18 protein-coding genes and 1 pseudogene are annotated in these 20,320 nt (G+C 67.4%); 13 read left to right on the forward strand and 6 right to left on the reverse strand.

The window, feature by feature from the left end; translation table 11 throughout:
- Nucleotides 1-77: 77 nt before the first annotated feature.
- The 8 genes and pseudogenes from infA to Pla175_RS26960 all read left to right on the forward strand — a co-directional run.
- On the forward strand, nt 78-302 hold the full coding sequence (infA, locus tag Pla175_RS02590) for a translation initiation factor IF-1 (RefSeq protein ID WP_145281058.1): 225 nt from the start codon (nt 78-80) through the stop codon (nt 300-302).
- 251 nt (nt 303-553) lie between these two features.
- Entirely contained in the window at nt 554-2,296 is a 1,743-nt protein-coding gene (locus tag Pla175_RS02595; RefSeq protein ID WP_145281060.1) for a hypothetical protein, read from the forward strand.
- Between the two features lie 17 nt (nt 2,297-2,313).
- A complete protein-coding gene (locus tag Pla175_RS02600) occupies nt 2,314-2,526 on the forward strand; it encodes a hypothetical protein (protein WP_145281062.1) in 213 nt (70 codons plus the stop codon).
- 106 nt (nt 2,527-2,632) lie between these two features.
- Complete coding sequence (locus Pla175_RS02605) at nt 2,633-2,971, forward strand: type II toxin-antitoxin system VapC family toxin (RefSeq protein WP_145281064.1); 339 nt, start codon at nt 2,633-2,635, stop codon at nt 2,969-2,971.
- 8 nt (nt 2,972-2,979) lie between these two features.
- Nucleotides 2,980-4,335: a diaminopimelate decarboxylase family protein gene (locus tag Pla175_RS02610; RefSeq protein ID WP_145281066.1), complete on the forward strand. Its 1,356-nt coding sequence runs from the start codon at nt 2,980-2,982 to the stop codon at nt 4,333-4,335.
- Nucleotides 4,336-4,458: 123 nt separating this feature from the next.
- On the forward strand, nt 4,459-5,475 hold the full coding sequence (locus Pla175_RS02615; RefSeq protein WP_145281068.1) for a nucleoside hydrolase-like domain-containing protein: 1,017 nt from the start codon (nt 4,459-4,461) through the stop codon (nt 5,473-5,475).
- Nucleotides 5,476-5,539: 64 nt separating this feature from the next.
- A complete protein-coding gene (locus tag Pla175_RS02620) occupies nt 5,540-6,535 on the forward strand; it encodes a DNA-methyltransferase (RefSeq protein ID WP_145281070.1) in 996 nt (331 codons plus the stop codon).
- 364 nt (nt 6,536-6,899) lie between these two features.
- Nucleotides 6,900-7,235, forward strand: a pseudogene (locus Pla175_RS26960) (HNH endonuclease); the annotation flags it as partial.
- Here Pla175_RS26960 and rlmN read toward each other — a convergent pair.
- Together rlmN and epmB are read right to left on the reverse strand one after the other, a co-directional pair.
- Nucleotides 7,232-8,308 carry a 23S rRNA (adenine(2503)-C(2))-methyltransferase RlmN gene (gene rlmN, locus Pla175_RS02635; protein WP_231954139.1) on the reverse strand — a complete coding sequence of 359 codons (1,077 nt, stop codon included), beginning with the start codon at nt 8,306-8,308 and terminating at the stop codon, nt 7,232-7,234. The pseudogene Pla175_RS26960 and the gene rlmN overlap by 4 nt on opposite strands.
- 39 nt (nt 8,309-8,347) lie before the next feature.
- Nucleotides 8,348-9,379: an EF-P beta-lysylation protein EpmB gene (epmB, locus tag Pla175_RS02640; RefSeq protein WP_145281072.1), complete on the reverse strand. Its 1,032-nt coding sequence runs from the start codon at nt 9,377-9,379 to the stop codon at nt 8,348-8,350.
- 223 nt (nt 9,380-9,602) lie between these two features.
- On the opposite strand from epmB, the gene efp reads away from it, so the two are divergent.
- The 4 genes from efp to epmA all read left to right on the forward strand — a co-directional run bounded on the left by efp (nt 9,603) and on the right by epmA (nt 14,318).
- Complete coding sequence (efp, locus tag Pla175_RS02645) at nt 9,603-10,187, forward strand: elongation factor P (RefSeq protein ID WP_145281074.1); 585 nt, start codon at nt 9,603-9,605, stop codon at nt 10,185-10,187.
- 246 nt (nt 10,188-10,433) lie between these two features.
- Complete coding sequence (locus tag Pla175_RS02650; protein ID WP_197527224.1) at nt 10,434-11,036, forward strand: LemA family protein; 603 nt, start codon at nt 10,434-10,436, stop codon at nt 11,034-11,036.
- 259 nt (nt 11,037-11,295) lie between these two features.
- Nucleotides 11,296-13,326: a M48 family metallopeptidase gene (locus Pla175_RS02655; protein WP_145281076.1), complete on the forward strand. Its 2,031-nt coding sequence runs from the start codon at nt 11,296-11,298 to the stop codon at nt 13,324-13,326.
- Complete coding sequence (epmA, locus tag Pla175_RS02660; RefSeq protein WP_145281078.1) at nt 13,323-14,318, forward strand: EF-P lysine aminoacylase EpmA; 996 nt, start codon at nt 13,323-13,325, stop codon at nt 14,316-14,318. The genes Pla175_RS02655 and epmA overlap by 4 nt, the downstream gene beginning before the upstream one ends.
- A gap of 9 nt (nt 14,319-14,327) precedes the next feature.
- Here the strand turns inward: epmA and Pla175_RS02665 are convergent, their stop codons facing one another.
- The 3 genes from Pla175_RS02665 to Pla175_RS02675 all read right to left on the reverse strand — a co-directional run bounded on the left by Pla175_RS02665 (nt 14,328) and on the right by Pla175_RS02675 (nt 16,401).
- Nucleotides 14,328-14,843 carry a dihydrofolate reductase gene (locus Pla175_RS02665; RefSeq protein ID WP_145281081.1) on the reverse strand — a complete coding sequence of 172 codons (516 nt, stop codon included), beginning with the start codon at nt 14,841-14,843 and terminating at the stop codon, nt 14,328-14,330.
- Between the two features lie 509 nt (nt 14,844-15,352).
- Nucleotides 15,353-16,147 (reverse strand): thymidylate synthase, encoded by a 795-nt coding sequence (locus Pla175_RS02670; protein WP_145281082.1) that lies wholly within the window; start codon nt 16,145-16,147, stop codon nt 15,353-15,355.
- Entirely contained in the window at nt 16,144-16,401 is a 258-nt protein-coding gene (locus tag Pla175_RS02675) for a hypothetical protein (RefSeq protein ID WP_145281084.1), read from the reverse strand. Before Pla175_RS02675 ends, Pla175_RS02670 begins: the two co-directional genes overlap by 4 nt.
- Before the next feature lie 213 nt (nt 16,402-16,614).
- Between Pla175_RS02675 and Pla175_RS02680 the strand changes: the two genes are divergently transcribed.
- On the forward strand, nt 16,615-16,932 hold the full coding sequence (locus Pla175_RS02680; protein WP_145281086.1) for a P-II family nitrogen regulator: 318 nt from the start codon (nt 16,615-16,617) through the stop codon (nt 16,930-16,932).
- A gap of 183 nt (nt 16,933-17,115) precedes the next feature.
- Here Pla175_RS02680 and glnE read toward each other — a convergent pair whose 3' ends face one another.
- A complete protein-coding gene (glnE, locus tag Pla175_RS02685) occupies nt 17,116-20,295 on the reverse strand; it encodes a bifunctional [glutamate--ammonia ligase]-adenylyl-L-tyrosine phosphorylase/[glutamate--ammonia-ligase] adenylyltransferase (RefSeq protein WP_145281088.1) in 3,180 nt (1,059 codons plus the stop codon).
- Nucleotides 20,296-20,320 lie beyond the last annotated feature (25 nt).

The raw sequence follows: 20,320 nt of genomic DNA on the forward strand, positions 1-20,320 counted from the left end.
CGTGACTTAATACCCCGCGTCAGAACACCCCCGTCCTAAGACGCTCCGCGAACAAAGAACAAAGCAGTTTGGCCCGTATGGCAAAGGAAAAGGAAGAGGCTCTCGAAGTCGAAGGCGTCGTTACCCAGGCGCTGGCAAACACCCGGTTCCGCGTTGAGATCGACGGCGGGCACCTGGTGCTGGCGCACGTCGCTGGGCGGATGCGGAAGCACTTCATCCGTATTGTTCCAGGCGACCGCGTCCGCGTCGAGCTATCTCCCTACGACCTCACCAAGGGACGAATCACCTACCGCGAGCGGTAGGGCGGGGCCAGTTGGTCAGGCCCAACCGGGCATGCTCAGCCGGGCAGATGAGGCCGGGCAGATGAGGCCCGTCCGTGGCGGCCCCCCCCGATCACTGCGCGACTACGTTACGCAGGAACCTCGCGATTGTTCCGATAATTCCGAGCGCGCGGGCCGAGGACGGCCCGGCTTGCACGAATAGCCTTCCCGCTGACCGTCCGTTCTTGAAACTCTGATTCTAAAACTCCGCTCCGCATCCCGAGGAGATTGACGTGACCTATCTGACCGCTTCCTGGCGCTGCGCCGCGCCGGCTGTGCTGATGCTTTCCGCAGCCGCGTACGCACCGATCGCCGTCGCCCAGCCCGCCGTGCTCGAAGAGCCGGCCGCCGTGGCGGGGGGCAAGATGACCACCGTCGTCGCCGCCGCGGTGTCGAGTTACGACAACCTGATGGGAGACATCAGCTACCTGGCCAAGGTGTCTGGCAACCCCGACAGCGTGCAGATGCTGCAGGGGACCGCGGGCATGTTCACCCAGCCGGTCGACAAGAAGAAGCCGTGGGGCTTCCTGATGCAGACCGACGGCGCCCAGTTTGTGCCGCTGCTGTGCCTGCCGATGAAGGACTTCGACGCCGCGATGCAGATGCTGGCGGCCACCGGCGTTGAGCCGGACGACCTGGGCGACGGCGTCTTCGAGGCGCAGGTGCCCGGGCAGGCGCAGTCGGTGTACATCAAGCAGCAGGGCCCCTGGGCGTTGCTATCGAACCTGCCGGACGCGTTCGGCGGCGCGCCGGCCGACCCCGGGCCGATGTTCACCGAGATGGCCAAGGGCTACAGCATCAGCGTCAAGGCGATGGTGCAGAACATCCCGCCGATGTACCGGCAGGTAGCGATCGGCAGCCTCCGCGAGGGGATCGAGGCCGGCCTGGAGCAAGAGCCCGACGAGAGCGACGAGACCTTCGCCAAGCGGCAGGAGCTCGCCGAGCTGCAGCTCGCCAACATCGAGCGGCTCTTCACTGAGTTCGACACCGCCACCATCGGCTGGGGCGTCGACCAATCCGCCGGCAAGACCTTCCTAGACGTCGTGTACACTGTCGTTCCCGGCAGCAAGCTGGCCGAGCAGGTGGCGGTCTACCAGAACAGCAAGACCGACTTCGCCGGGTTCATCGATCCGGCCGCCGCGATGACGATGGGGCTGGCAGTCGAGAACTCCCCCGAGTTGATGCAGTCCGACATCGAGCAGATGAAGCTGACCCTGGCCACCGTGCGAGAGAAGGCAGAGAACGAGATCGACAACGACCCCTCGCTCCCCAACGACGAAGCCCGCGAGGTGATGAAGTCGGCCCTGGGGGACGTGATGGAGGTGGTCGAGGCGACCGTGTCCGCCGGCAAGATGGACGCCGGCGCCAAGGTGATGCTGTCCGACGCCAGCGCTACGATCACCGCCGGGGGCCACGTGGTGAACCCGGAGAAGATCGAGACCGCGCTGCGGAAGCTGGTGAAGCTCTCCGAAGGCAAGCCCGACTTCCCCGGCGTGAAGTGGAACGCCGCGACCCACGCCGGCGTTTCGTTCCACACCATGTCGCTGCCGATCCCGGCGGACGCCGCGCCGGCCCGCAAGCTGTTCGGTGAGACCGTGAGCGTCGCGCTAGGCATCGGCGAGTCGGAGCTCTACCTGGCCGCTGGAAGCGACTACATGGACGCCATGAAGAGCGCCATCGACGCCTCGAAGGCCTCGCCCGGCAAGAAGAGCGATCCGCTGATGATGGTCATGTCGCTCAAGCCGTTCATCGCCACGGCCCAGGCGGTAGCGCCCCCCAACCCGGAGGCCGCCGCGGTGCTCGACATGCTGTCCGACGCGCTCGAAGACGCTGAGGGCTCCGACCGTATCCTGATGACCCAGCAGTACATCACCGACGGCATCAAGATGCGGTTCGAGATGGAAGAAGGGGTCCTCAAGGCGATCGGCGCCGCGGCCACGTTGGGCGTACAGCAGCGGGCCCAAGGGGGATTTTAGGTTGTAGGAGTGCGGAGATGACGAAGATAGAAGAATTGGAAGCTCGCATCCTCCGCCTCGAGGAGGCTGTGGGCGTGTTCAAGAAATCCGACAAGAGCGACTGGCTGGAAAAAACTGCCGGAATCTTTGCCGACGATCCTGCGTTCGAAGAGATCGCGCGGCTGGGCCGGGAGTATCGCAAGAACTACGACGAACAGCCCGAACGCGACGATAAGTCGGAGCGTCAGTAGCGCCGTGTACTTACTGGACACAGATCACGCTGCCTTCTACTTCGGATCACTTTCTGCAGAGCGCACTAGTCTCACTCGGAGACTGGCTGAGGTCGCGGGCGAAGACGTGTTTTTGCCCATTGTCAGCTTCCACGAGCAGTTCGCGGGTTGGCAGTCGTATCTCCGCCAGCGTCGCCCGGCACCCCACCTTGTGTACGCCTACAGCCGGCTCGAGGCCCTGGTAGACGCATTCAAGTTGATGCACATTGCGTCCTTCGATCAAGCGGCGTCCGAAGAGTTTGAGTCGCTACGAGCGGATGGGGTGCGCATCGGGACCTTCGATCTGCGGATCGCGTCCATCGCCCTGACCCGCAACTTCACGCTGCTCACCCGCAACGCCGTCGACTTTGACAAGGTCCCCGGCCTCCGGCACGAAGACTGGACCGCCCCGATAAGGCCCAAATAGCTTAACTAATGCCCAGCCCGCTCGTTCAAACCCAAATCGCCGGCCACTCCATCCCGGAGCTGGCGGCCCAGTACAGCACGCCGCTGTACGTCTACGACGCCCAGACGATCGTCCAGCGGATCGCGGAGCTGAAGCGGTTCGACGTGATCCGCTTCGCCCAGAAGGCCTGCTCGAACATCGCGGTTCTCGACCTGATGCGCCGCCACGGCGTGCTGGTCGACGCGGTCAGCTCCGGTGAAGTCGCCCGCGCAGTCGCGGCCGGCTTTAAGCTGGGTCCGGGCGAGCCGGCCCAAGTGGTGTATACGGCCGATATTTTCGACCGCGAGTCGCTCGACTTGGTGATCAACCAAGGGGTGCCGGTCAACTGCGGCTCGCCCGACATGCTCGACCAGTACGGCGCCCGTTCGGCCGAACTGGGCAAGGCGCCGCTGGGGGTGACGCTCCGCGTGAACCCCGGCTTCGGCCACGGCCACAGCCAAAAGACCAACACCGGCGGCGAGCAGAGCAAGCACGGCATCTGGCACACCGACATCGCGGATTGCAAGCAGCGCGCCGGCCGGCACGGCCTGTCGATCACCGGCCTGCACATGCACATCGGCTCCGGGACCGACCTAGAGCACCTGGGCCAGGTGTGCGGGGCTTTAGAAAAAACGGCGCTGGAGATCGGCCCGTCGATCCACTCCATCAGCGCCGGCGGGGGCATCAGCACGCCCTACCGCGAGGGGGACGTCCGCGCCGACCTGTCGGGCTACTTCGAGCTGTGGGACGCCGCACGCCGCCGGCTCGCCGAGGCTTTCGGCCACGCAGTGAGCCTGGAGATCGAGCCGGGCCGCTACCTCGCCGCGGAGTCGGGCTGGCTGATCTCCGAGGTCCGGGCCGTGAAGCAGCAGGGAAACAACCTCTTTTACTTGGTCGACGCCGGCTTCAACAACCTGGCCCGCCCCATCCTGTACGGCGCGTACCACCCGATGACCATCTGTCCGGGAGAGGGGGGCGAGGCGAGCGGCGAGGGGCGAGCATCCACGGGCGAGCCGTCGGCGCCCCGTCTCAGCAACCACACCGACGGAGCAACCCACGGCCACCCCACCCAAAAAGTAGTCGTCGGCGGCCCCCTGTGCGAATCGGGCGACATCTTCACGCAGGACGAAGGGGGCTTCGTCAACCAGCGCGAACTGCCCGAGGCCCGCGTCGGCGACTTCTTGGTGATCGGCTGCGCCGGCGCCTACGGCGCGGTGATGGGGAGCAACTACAACTCCAAGCCGCTGGCCGCCGAGGTGCTGATCGAGGAGGGCAAGGCCCACCTGGTCCGCGAGCGGCAGACAAGCGACGACCTGCTGCGTGGCGAAAAGCTGGTTTCATATTAGCTTTGCGCGGACCGGTCTGCTAAACTGCGGCCCGGGAACGCATCCAGCGTCCGCACGCCCAGGCGTGAGCGGCACGGCAGCGCCCCCAAGGTCCGGTCCGCTACTCGTCACGGTCTTTTCGCAATGCTACGCGCCACGCTGCTTCTGCTCACGCTCGCCACGGTCTTGCCGGCCCTCGCCGACAAACCGAAAGTCTGGATCTACACCGACACCAGCGACAAGACGATCCCGGGCGGCAACAGCGAGGGGACGCTGAACGACCCCGACGACATCTCCGCGATGGCCGGCTACCTGCTGATGGCGAGCGAGTTCGATACGCTCGGGATCGTGGTCGCCAGTACGCACCGTGGCGAGCATCGGGGCACCCCCGATCAGTCCGAGTGGGCGGAGCGCTACTTCGGCGGGGCCTACCGCCACGATCTTCCCGCGCTCAACCGCGAGATCGGCGGCTACCCAGAGAACATCCGCTTCCAGGAGTCGTGCATTAAGCCGACCGCCGAGCGTTTTGATCCGAAGAAAGACTACCGCTCGCTTAAAGATTACGACACCGTCCAGGCGCTGCTCGACGCCGTCGAGGGCCAGAGCGATGCGGTGAACGTGCTGTGCTGGGGTTCGCTCACCGAGCCCGCGATCGCCGTGAGCCATTGCTTGGCGACCGACCGACGCGACCTGCTCGGTAAGATGCGGTTCATCGCCCACTGGACCGACTCGCCCCACCACCAGGGGTCTCCCGAAAAGCCCGAGGACGTGGCCAACTGCCGCGAGGACGCCGCGGCCTGCCGGTACATGAAGCAGCGGGCCAAGGCGGGCGACATCGTTTACCACGAATGCGGCGCCATCGGCCAGCACGGCATCGTCAGCGGCAGCCCGAAGGGTCGCGAGTACTTCGACCGGTTCCGCACCAGCCGGCTAGGAACCGTGTTTGTGGAGGGAAAATACGTGCATAACTGCGTCGATCACTCCGACGCCGCTACCTACTGGACCCTGCTGGGAGGCTGGGGCGTGAACCTGAACGACATCCGCCCCGACGGCTCGAACCCACCCGAGGTCGAGCTGGCTAACGAAGCGAAGTTCGAGGGGTCGTCCAGGCGCATCCACGACGAGCTGCTGCGGCGCTCTCGGGCCGCGTCCGCAGATTGACAGCGCGCGCCGCGCCGCTAGTCTGGGGTTTCAGGACCCCCAGGCCCACAAACAGGCTCGCCAGATGGCCAAAGCACGGAAGCAACCCACCTCTCCTCCGCAACCTAGTGGCGTTGCGCCCAACTGCATCCATCAGGGAGACTGCCTCGAGCTGCTCGCCCGGCTGGAAGACGAGTCGGTCGACCTGGCGTTCGCCGACCCGCCGTTCAACATCGGCTTCAAGTACGACGCCTACCACGACCGGCACGAGGACGAGGCGTACATCGATTGGTGCGCCGACTGGATCGGGCAGCTCCACCGCGTACTGAGGCCCACCGGCTCGTTTTGGTTGGCGATCGGCGACGAGTTCGCGGCGGACCTGCGTGTGGCCGCGCACCGCAAGGTGGGGTTCGAGCCGCGCAACTGGGTGGTTTGGTACTACACCTTCGGGCAGAACTGCAAACGCAAGTTCAACCGCAGCCACGTCCACCTGTTCCATTTCGTCAAAGATCAAGAGAACCACACGTTCAACGCCCTCGACCCCCAGGTGCGTGTCCCCAGCGCCCGCGCGCTGGTGTACGGCGACAGCCGCGCCAACCCCATCGGGCGGCTGCCGGACGACACCTGGATCCTGCGTCCGCAAGACCTGCGCGACACGGAGGGCGCCCTGCAGCCCATGGACGACACGTGGTGCTTCTCGCGCGTCGCCGGCACGTTCAAGGAACGCCAGGGCTGGCACGGCTGCCAGATGCCCGAGCAGTTGATGGCCCGCATCATCCGCTGCTCTTCGAACGAGGGCGACCTGGTGCTCGACCCCTTCAGCGGCAGCGGCGCCACCGCCGCGGTGGCCAAGAAGCTGGGCCGGCAATGGATGGGCTTCGAGCTCTCCGAGCAGTACGCCACGCACGCCGCCAAGCGGCTCGCAGCCATCAACCCGGGCGACCCGCTGAGCGGCCCCGAGGACCCGATCCTCAGCTCACCGAGCACGGCGGGGGGGATCAAGCTGAAGGACCGGGAGGCGCGGAAGAAGAAGCGGGCGAAGAAGCCCGTGGAGGAAAGGGCATTGCCGTTCGGGGAGTGAGGATAGTTGGCGTCCCTCGCTCGGATAGTGCTAGAATAGAGTGACTTCATTGCCCCCCATGGCTCCTACGGATGTCCCAGACGATTCAGTTCGAGGTTGAGATGCCGGAGCACCTCGCAGGGCTAAAGCTGCCTGCCGCCGTTCATAGGCGCCTCCAATTCCTGTTGGACGCTCAGGATTCTGGGCGGGGTCTCAGCGAAGATCAGCGCGGGGAAGCAGAAGGGCTGGTCGAGCTTTCGGAGTTGTTGTCTTTGCTAAAGCTGCGAGCGCAACGGATCGCCGGTGAAAGCTGATGGCGCACGTACCGGCCGCACTTCGTCGAGCGACAATCGAACGCGCCGCGAATCGCTGAGAGTATTGCCAGCTATCTCAGTTGGGGCAGGAGGCCACTTTCCACATTGATCACGTGTGTCCGGTTTCCGCGGGAGGAGCGACCGACGCGGGCAATCTGGCGCTTGCTTGCGTTTCCTGTTCGCTACGAAAGGGCGCCCGAGAGGTGGTTGAGGACCCTGTTGCCAACAGCTCCGTTCAGCTCTTCAATCCCCGCCAGCAACAATGGCAGGATCACTTTGAATGGGTCGGCACGACGGTGCTGGGTCGAACCCCTACCGGTCGAGCCACGATCCAAGCGCTCCAGCTCAATCGGCCGATTGCATTGGCGATCCGCGGGGAAGAGGCCGCGATCGGACGCTTCCCCTAGCGCATCGCGATCCTCCGGTTCTCCTTCCGCACCAACTGCCCGCACGCCGCCTCGATGTCGGCGCCCAGCGAGTAGCGGACCGTTGTCGGCACGCCGGCTGCTTTGAGCACGTTGGCGAACGCCTCGATCGTCGGCCGGTCGCTGCCGGCCAGGTGCGGCGCGTCGGCCACCGGGTTGTAGGGGATCAGGTTCACGTGCACGCGCAGACCCGCACACCAAGCGAGCAATGCCGCAGCGTCTTCTTGCCCGTCGTTCACGCCGGCCAGCATCACGTACTCCAGCATCACCGGGCAGCGCTGCCGGCGGTTGAGCTGGGCGACCGTCAGCCGCAGCTCGGCCACCGTGTGTTTGCGAGACAGCGGGACGATCTCTTCACGCGTCCCCTGCACCGCGCTGTGCAGGCTCAGCGCCTGATGCACCGTCGGGAACGCCTCGGCCAGCCGCTGCATCGCCGCCGGGACGCCGACGCTGCTCACCAGGATGCGGCTCGGCGGGTGGTGGAAGGTGGCGGCCTCGGTCAGCGCGGTCAGCGCCCCGTGCAGCGCGGCCTCGTTATGCAGTGGCTCGCCCATCCCCATGAACACCACGTTGCGGACGCGGCGGTCTTCGCTGCGCAGCAGCTGGTTGGCCTGCACCAGTTGGTCAACGATGTCGGCGGCCGTCAGGTCGCGGGCGATCCCCATCCGCCCGGTGGCGCAGAAGTCGCACGCCGCGGCGCAGCCGACCTGGCTCGAGACGCACAGCGCCGTCCGGCCCGTGGCGGGGCGGAGCACGACCGACTCGATCAGGAACCCGCCGGCGGTGCGGAAGAGGAGCTTCGTGGCGCCGTCGAGCGACGAGTCGATCCGCTGGTCGAGCGAGAGCGAGTGCAACCCCACCCGCTGGGCGAACGCCTCGCGGCGGTCGGCCGAGATCGCCTCGAGCGCCGCAAGGTCGTCGCGTCCGTGCTTGAAGAAGCGGGTCCGCAGCCGGCGGACCTCGTCTGGGTTGATCTTCAAGTCGGCGCGTACGCGGTCGACCGCGGCGGCGTCGTGGATGGGGGACTTTTCGACCACGGATAGCACGGATTTCACGGAACGATGGCCACGAAAATGCACAAGCACGCACAAAAACTACGGGAGTGAGTCGAGGGGTGTCTTGGAACGATTGCCTGGGCGCTCCTCGACGTACCTAGGCACGAGGTAGCCCGGCAGCCGGGCTCGTAGCTCCTCGACCATCGCCCGGCCCTGTTCAATCGGCACGGCGAAGTGGGCCGCTCCTGCGACCCGGTCGAGCTGATGCAAATAATAGGGCGTGACGCCGACCTCGATCAGCCGCTCGCTCAGCTCGGCTTGGGCCACGACGCTGTCGTTCACGCCCCGCAGCAGCACCGCTTGGTTGAGCAGCGGCACGCCGGCGCGGGCCAGCCGGCCGAGCGCCGCGGCGACGGTGGCGTCTAGCTCTTGGGCGTGGTTCGCGTGGACCACCACCACCGGCGCCAGCCGCGTGCCGGTGAGCCAGCCTACCAGGGCGTCGGTGACGCGTTCTGGGAGCACGATCGGCCAGCGGGTGTGGATGCGCAGCCGGCGTAGGTGGGGGATGGCCGCCAATTGGTCGGCCAGCCGGGCGAGCGTTTCGTCCACCAGCGAGAGGGGGTCGCCGCCGCTGAGGATCACCTCGTGGATCGAATCGTCCGCGGCCAGGTAGTCGACGGCCGGCGCCCAATCGGCGAGCCCTTTCGGCGATTCTTCGTACGGAAAATGGCGGCGGAAACAGTACCGGCAGTGCACCGCGCAGGCGCCGGTGGTCACCAGCAGCGCCCGGCCGCGGTATTTGTGCAGCAGGCCGGGGGCCCCCTGGGAGGCCAGGTCGCCGACGGGATCGACGCCAAAACCGGGGGCCTCGAGCGTTTCTTCCCCCACGGGAAGCACCTGCCGCAGCAGCGGATCGGCCGGGTCGCCGTGCCGCATCCGGGCCGCGTACCCCCGCGGCACCAGCAGCCCAAAACCGGCGGCCGCGGCCCGATCGCCCAGGTCCGGGGGCAGCCCCAACAGCCGGCACAGCTCGGCCGGATCGCGGATCGCTTCCCTCAGCGCCTGCTTCCAGGGAGAGGCCGCCGGCCCTTTGGGGCGGACAACCGGCGGGGGGGCGGCTACACTATCCACTTCAAATTGAGCCCACGAATCGAGCGAATGGAACGAATCAAGAGAGAATCCTAGCCGAAACCAGGCCAAGCTTCCACGCGACACGCTCCTCGGGTCGGAGTGTCCTAGGCTTGCCTGAGCAGCGTGGCGGTGTTAACTGCCGCTCGTTCCGCGGCCGGTCATTCGCGTTGTTCGATCGATTTGTGGGCAAGTTTCCTTCAAAACCAAACACGGAACCTACGGCGTGGCAACCTACGGCACCAGCGACTTCCGCAAGGGTCTGAAGATCCAGATCGACGGCACCCCCTTCTTGATGGTGGAGATGAACTTCCGCAAGCCGGGCAAGGGGGCGGCGTTGTACGAGTGCAAGATGAAGAACCTTATCCGCGGCACGATCGTCGACCGCACCTACCGTGCCGGTCAGTCGCTCGAGGCGGCCGACGTGATGGAGTTCACCGCGCAGTACCTGTACAAGGTGGCCGACGCGTTCGTGTTCATGAACAACCAGGACTACGAGCAGTACGAGCTGACCCCCGACCAGATGGGGGACGCCTGGAAGTACGTCAAGGAAGGGATGGAGTGCCAGGTGATGACGTTTGACAACAACCCCATCGCCGTGACCCCCCCCAACCACGTGGTGCTGCAGGTGCAGTACGCCGAGCCGGCGCCCAAGGGGAACACCGCCACCGGCGTCTCCAAGCCGGTCACCCTAGAGACGGGCGCCGAGATCCTGGCCCCGGCGTTTATCAACACGGGCGACTGGTTGCGGGTGGACACGCGTACGGGTGATTACATCGAGCGGACCACCGCGCCGGAAGAGAAGTCGTAGGGGGTGCGGTCGATCCGCTTGTGCGACTTGGGAAAAGTCGCTGCCGACCCACGGTCGACGCGGTCCCCAAGATTCGACGTCGGACAGCGAAGTGATGATGTAGGAATACGGGTCGGGCGACTGCCTGAATCGCGACGGGGCCCAATCGATGACGGGGCGGAGCCCGTCGGCTACTAGGCGATTGCTGTTTCCCTAATGCCTAACGACTAACTCCTAAAACCTAAAACCTCTTCCCCCGAGCTGCACATGCCTCCTTGGATGATCGCCCTGATTGTTGTGGCCGCCCTTGGCCTGTTGTTCTTGATGTTCGGTGTGGGCATCTACAACAAGCTGGTCCAGCTCAAGAACCGCTTCGAGAACGCCTTCTCGCAGATCCAGGTGCAGCTGCAACGGCGTTACGACCTGATCCCCAACCTGGTTGAGATCGCCAAGAAGTACATGGCCCACGAGCGGGAAACGCTCGAGGCGGTCATCGCCGCCCGCAACACCGCGGCGGGCGCCCTGCAGGGCGCCGCGGCCAACCCGGGCGACCCCGACGCCATGGCCAAGCTGGCCAGCGCCGAGCAGGGCCTCGGCGGCGTGCTGGGGCGGCTGTTCGCGGTGTCGGAGGCCTACCCGGACCTCAAGGCCAACCAGAACATGATGCAGCTCTCCGAAGAGCTCACCAGCACGGAGAACAAGGTCGCCTTCGCCCGCCAGGCGTTCAACGACTCTGTCATGGCCTACAACACCTACCGCCAGAGCTTCCCCCCGATCTTCTTCGCCGGCCTGTTCGGCCACGGCCGCGACGCCGAACTGCTGGAGTTCGACTCCGCGGCGATCGCCCAGGCGCCCAAAGTCACCTTCTAAGCGGGGTGTGGTCGCTGACGCGACCGGGGTGTGTGGCCTTGCGGCCACGGGGTGTATTCGCCTGCGGCGGATGGGGTTGGGGGGCGCGCAAGCGATGCAACGACCGGGCACGACCGCTACCGCCGACTTGTGACACGCGTTTCCCCTCCGCCTGCGCGTCCCCCAACCCCATCCGCCGCAGGCGGATAACCCCCGTCTGCGAAGCGAACACTCCCCGTCCGCGCAAGCGGACCCACCCCCGCGGCGAAGCCGCACTGCTATGGCGACTGACTTCTACAAGCGGCAGGACCGGGCCCGGCGGAACACCAGCTTCTTGGTGCTGTTGTTCGCGTTGGCGGTGATCGGGATCGTGGGCGCCGTGAGCGCCGTGACCTACTTCGTGCTGGTCGAGCAGCAGAGCACGCTTGCGCCGCTGGCCGGCGGGTACGACGCGATGGGGCGGCCCGAGTCGTTCCGCTGGGACGCGGTGGTCGGCGCCGGCGTGCTAACGCTGGCCGTGATCCTTGGCGCCAGCGCCGTGAAGGGGGTCCAGCTCCGCTCCGGCGGGGGCGCCGGCGTGGCCGAGCACCTGGGCGGGATGCGGCTCTACCCCAACTCCGGCGGCGTTGTCGAGCAGCGGCTGCTGAACGTGGTGGAAGAAATGGCGCTGGCCTCCGGCGTGCCGGTCCCCCCCGTGTACCTGCTCGAGGACGAACAGGGCATCAACGCCTTCGCGGCGGGCTACTCTCCCAGCGACGCGGTGGTGGGGGTCACGCGCGGCTGCGCCGAGACGCTCAGCCGCGACGAGCTGCAGGGGGTCATCGCCCACGAGTTCAGCCACATCCTCAACGGCGACATGCGGCTCAACATCCGCATGATCGGCTACCTGCAGGGGATCTTGCTGCTGGGGCTGATCGGCCAGTGGCTGTTCCGCGCGTTCATCTACAGCGGCGGGGGCAGCAGGCGTTCCAATAGCCGCGGCTCGGGCGGTTCTGGGGGATCGGCCATCCTGGTCGTCTTGGCCGTCAGCCTGGCGTTGATCGTGCTGGGGGCGCTCGGCTCATTCATGGGGGGGCTCATCAAGGCCGCCATCTCGCGCGAGCGCGAGTACCTGGCCGACGCGTCGGCGGTGCAGTTCACCCGCAACCCGGGGGGCATCGGCGGCGCACTCAAGCGGATCGGCGCGGCGGTCACCGGCGGCCGGCTGAAGGCGCCCGCGGCCGCCGAGGCGAGCCACATGTTCTTCGCCACCGGGGTGTGGGAGGGGCTCTCGGGGCTGACCGCCACGCACCCGCCGCTCGAGAAACGGATCTTGGCGATCGAGCCCGACTGGAACGGGGTGTTCCCCGAAACCCCCGCCGCTGGCCAGGCGGCCTCGGCGGTCGGCGCCGCGGGCGCCATGGGTTTCTCTGGCGGCCTCTCTGTTGCGGCAGCCGCGACGGTTGGCGCCGCGGGCCGCCCGGCGGAAGGCTCGGTGCCGCTGGACGTGGTCGACCACGCCGCCGAGCACATCGGCGCCCCGACCCGCGAGCACCGCTCGTACGCCCAGCGGCTGATCGAGTCGCTGCCGGAAGAACTGATCGACGCGGCCCACGAGCCGTTCGGCGCGCGGGCGGTGATCTACGGCCTGCTGCTCGACCGCGACCCGGCGGTGCGGAAGGCGCAGCTCGCCGGCCTTGCCCAGGGCGCGGAGGCGCCCGTCCGCGAGCTGATGCACAAGCTGCTGCCGGCCATCGACGCGGTCGACCACCGAGCCCGCTTGCCGCTGGTCGACATGACGCTGCCGGCCCTGAAGTCGTTGAGCACGCCGCAGTACGTCGGCTTCGGCAACTGCCTGCGGCTGCTGGTCGAGGCGGACCAGCGGCTGGGGCTGTTCGAGTGGACCCTCGGCCAGGTGCTCTCCCGCCACCTGCGGCCCCAGTACGAAAAGGTCCGCGCCCCCGCGGTGCAGTACTACGGCTTGCAGAAGCTGGGCGCCCAAGTGGCGCAGGTGCTTTCTACGCTGGCGTACGTCGGCGGGGACGACACCCAGGCGTCGGCCGCGTTCTCGGACGCAAGCTGCCACTTCCCAGAGCTGGACGTGCGGTTGCTGCCCCGCGACCAGTGCTCGCTCACCGCGCTCCGCGGCGCGCTCGACACGCTCACCCACGCCGCGCCGAAGCAGCGGGGCAGGGTGGTCGACGCCTGCGCCGCGGCCATCTGCACCGACGGCGAGGTGACGCTCCGCGAGGCAGAGCTGCTCCGCGGCGTTTCGGACCTGTTGGACTGCCCCATGCCCCCGCTGTTGGCGGGACAGAAGGTCGCCCCGTGAACCGGCTCGATCGGCTGCGCATGCGGGCCCAGATGTTGTCGAGGCTGCGGGCGTTCTTCGCCCAGCACGGGTTCTTGGAGGTCGAAACCCCGGCGCTAAGCGCTGAGGTGATCCCCGAGCTGCACATCGAACCATGGCGCGCCTCGCAGGCGCCCCGCAGCTTGCGACCTAGGGTCGGAGGGTCTGCTGGATGCAGCGACCACGACGACCCATCGCTGCGCTACCTGCAAGCTTCGCCCGAGCTACACATGAAGCGTCTGCTGTGCGAGGGGTCGGGCCCCATCATCCAGGTCGCCCGCGCGTACCGGGCCGACGAGCAAGGCCCGCTGCACAACGCCGAGTTTACGATGGTGGAGTGGTACCGCCCCGGGGACGGCATGGCCGAGGGGATCGCGCTGCTCGACGCGTTGGTGCAGCGCGTGGCGGGGGCGCCGGCCGCGGTCCGAACGTCGTACCGCGAGGCCTTCGTTAGGCACCAAGGGCTCGACCCCTTCACGGCAACGCAGTCCGAGCTGTCGTCCGCGTGCGAGTCGCTCGGCGTCGATCTTTCTAGGGACGTGGCCGCAGGGGGGGACCGCGACGGGCTGCTGAACATCATCTTGGCGCTCGGCGTCGAGCCGCACCTGGGCCGGGACGCCCCCGAGGCGCTCTACCATTACCCCGGCAGCCAGGCGTCGCTTGCCAGGACAACCACCGACCCCCACGGCGCCGCCGTCGCCGAGCGGTTCGAGCTGTACTGGCGCGGCGTCGAGCTGGCCAACGGCTACCACGAGCTGTGCGACGCGGAGGAGCTTCGCCGCCGGCTGGAGCGCGTCAACCACGGGCGCGTAGAGCTTGGCCACGCGGCGCTGCCGCTCCCGGAGGCGCTGCTCGGGGCGATGGCCCACCCGGGGCTCCCCGCGAGCACGGGGGTAGCGCTGGGGTTCGACCGGCTGGTGATGCTGGCCGCGGGCGCCGAGTCCATCGACCAGGTGATGACCTACCGCGACTGAGCCCGTCGGCTATTTCCCGCTTACGTGTGGCTCGTATACCTCGTGGGTGCACGCGAACTCATCCTTCGGACCCGCGTCCTGCGGTTCGGACTCGACCAGCTCCCACGCGTCCCAGTCGACCTCGGGGAACAACGCGTCTCCTTCTACCTCCGCGTGCACACGCGTCAGGTAGATGCGATCGGCGCGCGGGAGGGCCAACCGGTAGACCTCGGCGCCTCCGATCACAAACGCCTCGTCGGTCTTCATGCCGGTCTGGGGGAGCCGCGCGAGCGCCGCGTCGAGCGAGTCGACGTAGCTGAGGCCTTCGACCTCCGACGCGCCGGGCGAGCGCGTCAGCACCAGCGAAACCCGCCCCGGCAGCGGCCGGCCGATGGAGTCGTACGTCTTGCGGCCCATGATCAGGCAGCGCCCCATCGTGAGCCGCTTGAAGCGGCGCAGGTCGGACGAGAGCCGCCAGGGGAGCTCGCCCCCGCGGCCGATGACGCCGTTCTCAGCGACCGCGGCGATGAGGGAGATTTGGGTCATGCAGGGCGGACTTGAGTAGTGCGTTTGACTGAGCGCGAGCGCAGCGTCGATCGTAAGAATAGCGGATCCCGGCGCCGACGAGGGGCGAGGCGACGAACCCGATCGCTGCGGCGATCGGCGCCCCGCGTCGAAAGTATTGCTTGAGTTCGGGATCGGCGAACGGTCCGGACCATCCGAGTCCCTCGTAGAAGGACCAGGCGAGGCAGATCAGGGTCCACACAAGCAACGGCGCGGCTAAGCAGAGGACTGATAAGATCAGCCCATAGCCGAGTTGCTGCGGAGGCGGAGGCACGTCGTCCGGAGGCGGCTCGCCGCCTGCCTGCGGCGGTTGGTAAGGATTTGCGTCGTCCACACGTCCAGCGCCTCCACCAGCGCTTGGAGCCGGAAGCGTCAGCGCCCGGAGTCGTGCGATTCGCCCCGCAAAAACTCCGGGCGCTGACGCTACCGGCTCAATGTCCATTCATCATTTATCACTCATCATTCATCACTCTCCGCCACACCCCTCCCCGTCACACCGCCACCGGCGCCTTGATGTGCGGGTGCGGGTCGTAGTTCTCCAATGCAAAATGCTCGAAACGGAAGTCGTCGATCTGCTTCACACTGGGGTCGATCCGCATCGTGGGGAGCGGTCGCGGATCGCGGGTGAGCTGCAGGCGGGCCTGCTCTAGGTGGTTGTCGTACAGGTGCGCGTCGCCCAGGGTGTGGATGAACTCGCCCGGCGCGAGGCCCGTCACTTGGGCGACCATCATCGTTAGCAGCGCGTAGCTGGCGATGTTGAACGGCACGCCGAGGAAGACGTCGGCCGAGCGCTGGTAGAGCTGGCAGCTCAAGCGCCCCTCCGCGACATAGAACTGGAACAGCAGGTGGCACGGCGGCAGCGCCATCTGGTCGATCTGGGCCACGTTCCACGCGCTGACGATCAGGCGGCGCGAGTCGGGGTTGGACTCGATCTGCTCGATCACCCCGGCGAGCTGGTCCACCGCTCGGCCGTCGGCGCCTTCCCACGCGCGCCACTGCTTGCCGTACACGGGGCCCAGCTCGCCGTCGTCCGCGGCCCACTCGTCCCAGATGGAGACGCCGTTCTCATTCAGGTAGCCGGTGCTGGTCTCGCCGCGGATAAACCACAGCAGCTCGTGCAAGATCGACCGCAGGTGCAGCTTCTTGGTGGTGACCAGCGGAAACCCGTCGACTAGGTCGAACCGCATCTGGTAGCCGAACAGGCTGCGGGTGCCGGTTCCGGTGCGGTCGCTCTTGGGGACGCCGGTTTCCAGCACGCAGCGTAGCAGGTCGAGGTAGGGCTTCACGCACTCAGCTCCTGCACCACCTTGGCCAGCAGGGCGGGGTCGTCCTGCTTGCGGAGGTGGCTGATCCGATCGGGCTTCATGCCGGTGTTCTTCAGGGCGCTCTCGACCTGCTCCCAGGTCTTTTCGCGCTTCTTCCCCTCGGCCAGGTAGAGGTCGGTGACCAGCTCGCCCAGCCGCTGGATGCCCAGCGTCTCGCGGTTGTCGTAGAAGTTCTTGATCGCCTTTTGCTGGAACTTCGAATACTGACGGTCCATGGCGGCAGCTCTGCGGGGGGAAGAATTGGGGGGATAGCGGAATTGTAACGCTACCGGGGGGCCGTGTGGCAAGGTAGGCTAAAAAAGGCTGTCAGCGATCAGCGGTCAGCCGTCAGCTAGGGCGGCGAGAGCTGACCGCTGAAAGCTGATCGCTGACAGCTTCTCACGTTCCATCGTCGCTTTTGTTCCTATCCTGAACCCGCCGTCGGTGCCGTGAAACAGGTCGTCGCAGTCGTCAAACCCTTCCTGGTAGAAAAAATACTGGAGGGGCTCCGCCTGGCCCCGCTCGAGGCGGTGGTGGTCCGCGAGGTCAAAGGGGTCGGCAAGCAGAAGAGCTACCTCGACCAGTACGCCGACACCGACTACGCCCGGGCGTTCCTGCCCAAGGTCGAGGTGGCCATGTGGGTAGACGACACGCGCGTCGAGGAGGTGGTCCGCAAGCTGGTTGAGGTCGCCCGCACCGGGCGGATGGGGGACGGCAAGATCTGGATCCTGCCGGCGGACAACGCCGAACGCGTGGTGTCGTTCTGAGGGGGAGTTACGGAAGGGGGAGGTGGAGATGACGGGAGAGGTGGGGAAGGTCTTGAGTAGGTTCACCCCCATCTCGATTGTCGTCGCAAGTCTGGTCGAGACTTGCGCAGAGCTGCAATGGCTCGTAACGTCATCCCCGTATCTCCCGCCATCTCCACCTCTCCCTTCCGGAACTCCGGCGCCTTACCGCGCCGCTTCCCCGACGAGTTTCTCAAACCGCGCCCGCGTCTCTTCGAACCACCGCAGCGCCTCGCGCTCCAGCGCGTCCGGGTCGTCGTAGCCCAGCAGGAACGCCAGCTTCTTGAGCTCCCGCGGGTCGGTCGGCAGCTCGTGGCGGCCGATGCTGTTCATCAGGCGGATGCGGGCCTCGATGTTGCGTTGGAAGCGGTAGCCGTCTCGGAAGAACGCGGCGTCGTCCGCGGCCAGGTAGCCGGCGGCCTCGAGCGCGTCGAGCGCTTCGAGCGTGCCGGGCACACGCACCGAGGCGTCGAGGCCGCCGTGCTTGAGCTGCAGCATCTGCACCACGAACTCGGTGTCGACGGTGCCGCCACGGCCGCGCTTGAGGTTGCGGGGGGTAGCGGTCTCTTCCAGACGCAGACGCATCTCGCGCACCTCGTGGGCAGACTCCGGCGTCCAGGGGGCGCCGTAGGCGGCCTCGGCCACGGCCTGCATCACGTCGCCCGCGGCGGCCGGGGGGCCGTACACCACGCGGGCCTTGCACAGCGCCTGGCGTTCCCACAGTTGGGCCTGCCCCCCCTGGTAGTAACGCAGGAACGCATCGATCGGCACCGCCAACGACCCGCTGCGGCCGGTGGGGCGGAGGCGGACGTCGATCTCGTACAGCTTCCCCTGCGGCCCCATCCGCGCCGCGGCGCGGATGATCCGCTGCCCCAGCTCGCCGAAGAAGTGCCCGTTGGTGGTCCCCTCGCCGGCGCCGCGGCGCCGCGGCACGGTGCGGCCCTCGGCCTCGTACAGGAACACCAGGTCGAGGTCGCTGTGGTAGTTGGGCTCGCGGCCCCCCAGCTTCCCCAACGCCAGGATCACCAGCCCGCACGTCTCGCCCGTGCGGGAATCCAGGTCGCGGCCCAGCGGGTCGAGGATGATCTCGCCGTCGGTGCTGGGGGGGGGCGACACGATGGTCGGCACGCCAAACTTTTCGACCTGGGCGCGGTACTCGCGGTCGACGATCTGCCGCAGGCACGCCTCGGCGATGTCCGACAGCGAGGCGTTGGTGTCGCGGACGTCGTCCTTGCCCAGCAGGTCGCGGACGCCGACGCGCAGGTGGTACGCGTTCTTGAAGCTGTGCAGGATGGGGTCGAGCTCTTCGGCGCCGCGCGTCAGGTCTGCCAGCGCCGCGAAGATGGCGTCCTGGCTCGGCAGCCGGTCGACGATCAGGCTGTCCAGCAGCTCGTCGATCATGCCGGGGCTGCTGGTGATGGTCTCCGCCAGGTAGGGGCAGGCCGCGCAGAGCATCACGTACAGCTTCAGCGACGGCGGGTGGGCGCTAAACAGCTCCCACAACGCCGCCTTGCCCCCCAGCGAGTCGCTGACGCGGGCCAGGTTCACCAGCGTGGCGTCCGGCTCCGGCGTGCGGGCGATCGCCTGTAGCAGCCTGGGGGCGATGGACGCCAGGAAGTGCCGGCACCGCCGGGTCGAAAGGAAGCGGATCCGCTCGGTGGCCAACGCCATCAGGTTCACGTACGCGGTCTCCACGTCCTCAAACGGGTACCGACCCAGCACGCGGACGATCTGCTGCTCGCTGGGGTCGGGGTCGTTCACCAGGTCGACCTCCGGCTCGATCTCGGCGTCGTCGCCGAAGGCGTCGTGCAGCAGGTGGTCGAGGATCCGCCGGTTCACGGTGGTCCGCTCGGCGAAGTCGGCCCGGAACGCGTCGAGCGGCGCCCCGCCGTTGGCCGAAGCGTACCCCATCCGTACCGCCACCTTGGCCAGGTCTTCGTCGTCGGCCGGCAGCGTGTGGGTCTGCAGGTCGTGCATCATCTGCAGGCGGTGCTCGAGCTTGCGGAGCATCGCGTAGTTCTCTTCCAGCAGCAGCCGCTCCTGCGGCGTCAGGCAGCCTACCTCCGCCAGCTTGCGGATGGCTTCGAGCGTGTTGCCGGTGCGGACATCGGGCAGGGCGCCGCCGTTGAGCAGCTGCAAGAACTGGATCACGAACTCGATGTCGCGGATCCCTCCCTGGCCCGTCTTCACGTTCACCGGAGACCGGCCGTCCCCCTCGGCGCGGTTCTCGATCCGCCGCTTGAGGGCCTTGATGCCGGTGATGTCCGCCAGGCTTAGGTACCGGCGGTAGACCCAGCGGTCGAGACGGGCCAGCAGCTCGTCTCCCAGGGCGATGTCGCCGGCGATGGGCCGCGCCTTGATCATCGCCTGCCGCTCCCAGGTGCGGCCCTTGGAGTCGTAGTAAGCGGCCATCTGCTCGAAGCTGTGGCACAGCGGCGCGCTGGCGCCCTCGGGGCGCAGCCGCAGGTCGACCCGATACGCGACCCCCAGCTCGGTGGGCTCGGTGAGCAGGCGGATCAGCTCGCGCGTCAGTCGCTCGAAGAACTCTCGGTTCGTGACGCCGCGGCCGCTGTCGGTCTGGCCCTCGAGCCCGTAGAAGGGGATCAGGTCGATGTCGCTGGAGTAGTTCAGCTCGATCCCCCCCAGCTTGCCGAGCGCCAGCACACAGTAGCGCGCCGGTTGGCCGTCGTCGGGGCCGCCGGCGCGGCGCGGGACGCCGTGCTTCTGCTCCAGCGCCCGGCGGGCGAACGCCAGGGCCGCCTCGACGATGGCGTCTGCCAGGAACGAGATCTGCCGGGCGACCACCTCGATCGACTGGTTGCGGACGATGTCGCCGTAGGCGATGCGGATGGTCTCGCGGCGTTTGGCCTGCCGGAGGGCGGCCATGGCGTCGCGCGGGTCGTCGATCGCCAGCAGGTCGCCCCGCAGCTCCTCGACCAGCAGCTCGCGCGAGACGGGACGGCCCTCGGTCATCCGCAGCAGGTCGAAGCACTCCTGGTCGATCACCAGCAGGTCGCTCACGTACTGGCTCGCCGCGAACAGTTGCAGCAGGCTGGCCAGCGATTCGGGCTCGCGCTCAAAGAGCGCCGCGGTGGAGACGGGGCTGCGCGCCGCGCTGAGGAACCGCTCGAAGTTGTTCCACGCCATGTCCGGGTCGGCCAGCGTGGGCGCGGCCCGCGAAAACTGCCCGATGAGCGTGCCGATCAGGTCCAACGGCACGCGGGCGTCCGCCATCCGCACCAGGCAGGCGTGCCCCGCCTTGGGCCGCCGCAGCCCCATCGACGCCAGCAATGGGCGCGCGGCGTCGCGGTCGTCGAGCAATCGGCGGAGTTCGGCCACATCCATCACGAGGCCAATTGTACCCCGGCGG

This window comes from Pirellulimonas nuda, from assembly GCF_007750855.1.
Lineage (GTDB): Bacteria > Planctomycetota > Planctomycetia > Pirellulales > Lacipirellulaceae > Pirellulimonas > Pirellulimonas nuda.

Excerpts from the sequence above, each read along its gene's own strand:
- Pla175_RS02655 (WP_145281076.1), top strand. The coding sequence starts at position 11,296 with ATGGCGACTGACTTCTACAAGCGGCAGGACCGGGCCCGGCGGAACACC.
- Pla175_RS02650 (WP_197527224.1), top strand. The coding sequence starts at position 10,434 with ATGCCTCCTTGGATGATCGCCCTGATTGTTGTGGCCGCCCTTGGCCTG.
- Pla175_RS02620 (WP_145281070.1), top strand. The coding sequence starts at position 5,540 with ATGGCCAAAGCACGGAAGCAACCCACCTCTCCTCCGCAACCTAGTGGC.
- Pla175_RS02600 (WP_145281062.1), top strand. The coding sequence starts at position 2,314 with ATGACGAAGATAGAAGAATTGGAAGCTCGCATCCTCCGCCTCGAGGAG.
- Pla175_RS02675 (WP_145281084.1), bottom strand. The coding sequence starts at position 16,401 with ATGGACCGTCAGTATTCGAAGTTCCAGCAAAAGGCGATCAAGAACTTC.
- glnE (WP_145281088.1), bottom strand. The coding sequence starts at position 20,295 with ATGGATGTGGCCGAACTCCGCCGATTGCTCGACGACCGCGACGCCGCG.
- infA (WP_145281058.1), top strand. The coding sequence starts at position 78 with ATGGCAAAGGAAAAGGAAGAGGCTCTCGAAGTCGAAGGCGTCGTTACC.
- Pla175_RS02615 (WP_145281068.1), top strand. The coding sequence starts at position 4,459 with ATGCTACGCGCCACGCTGCTTCTGCTCACGCTCGCCACGGTCTTGCCG.
- Pla175_RS02610 (WP_145281066.1), top strand. The coding sequence starts at position 2,980 with ATGCCCAGCCCGCTCGTTCAAACCCAAATCGCCGGCCACTCCATCCCG.
- Pla175_RS02665 (WP_145281081.1), bottom strand. The coding sequence starts at position 14,843 with ATGACCCAAATCTCCCTCATCGCCGCGGTCGCTGAGAACGGCGTCATC.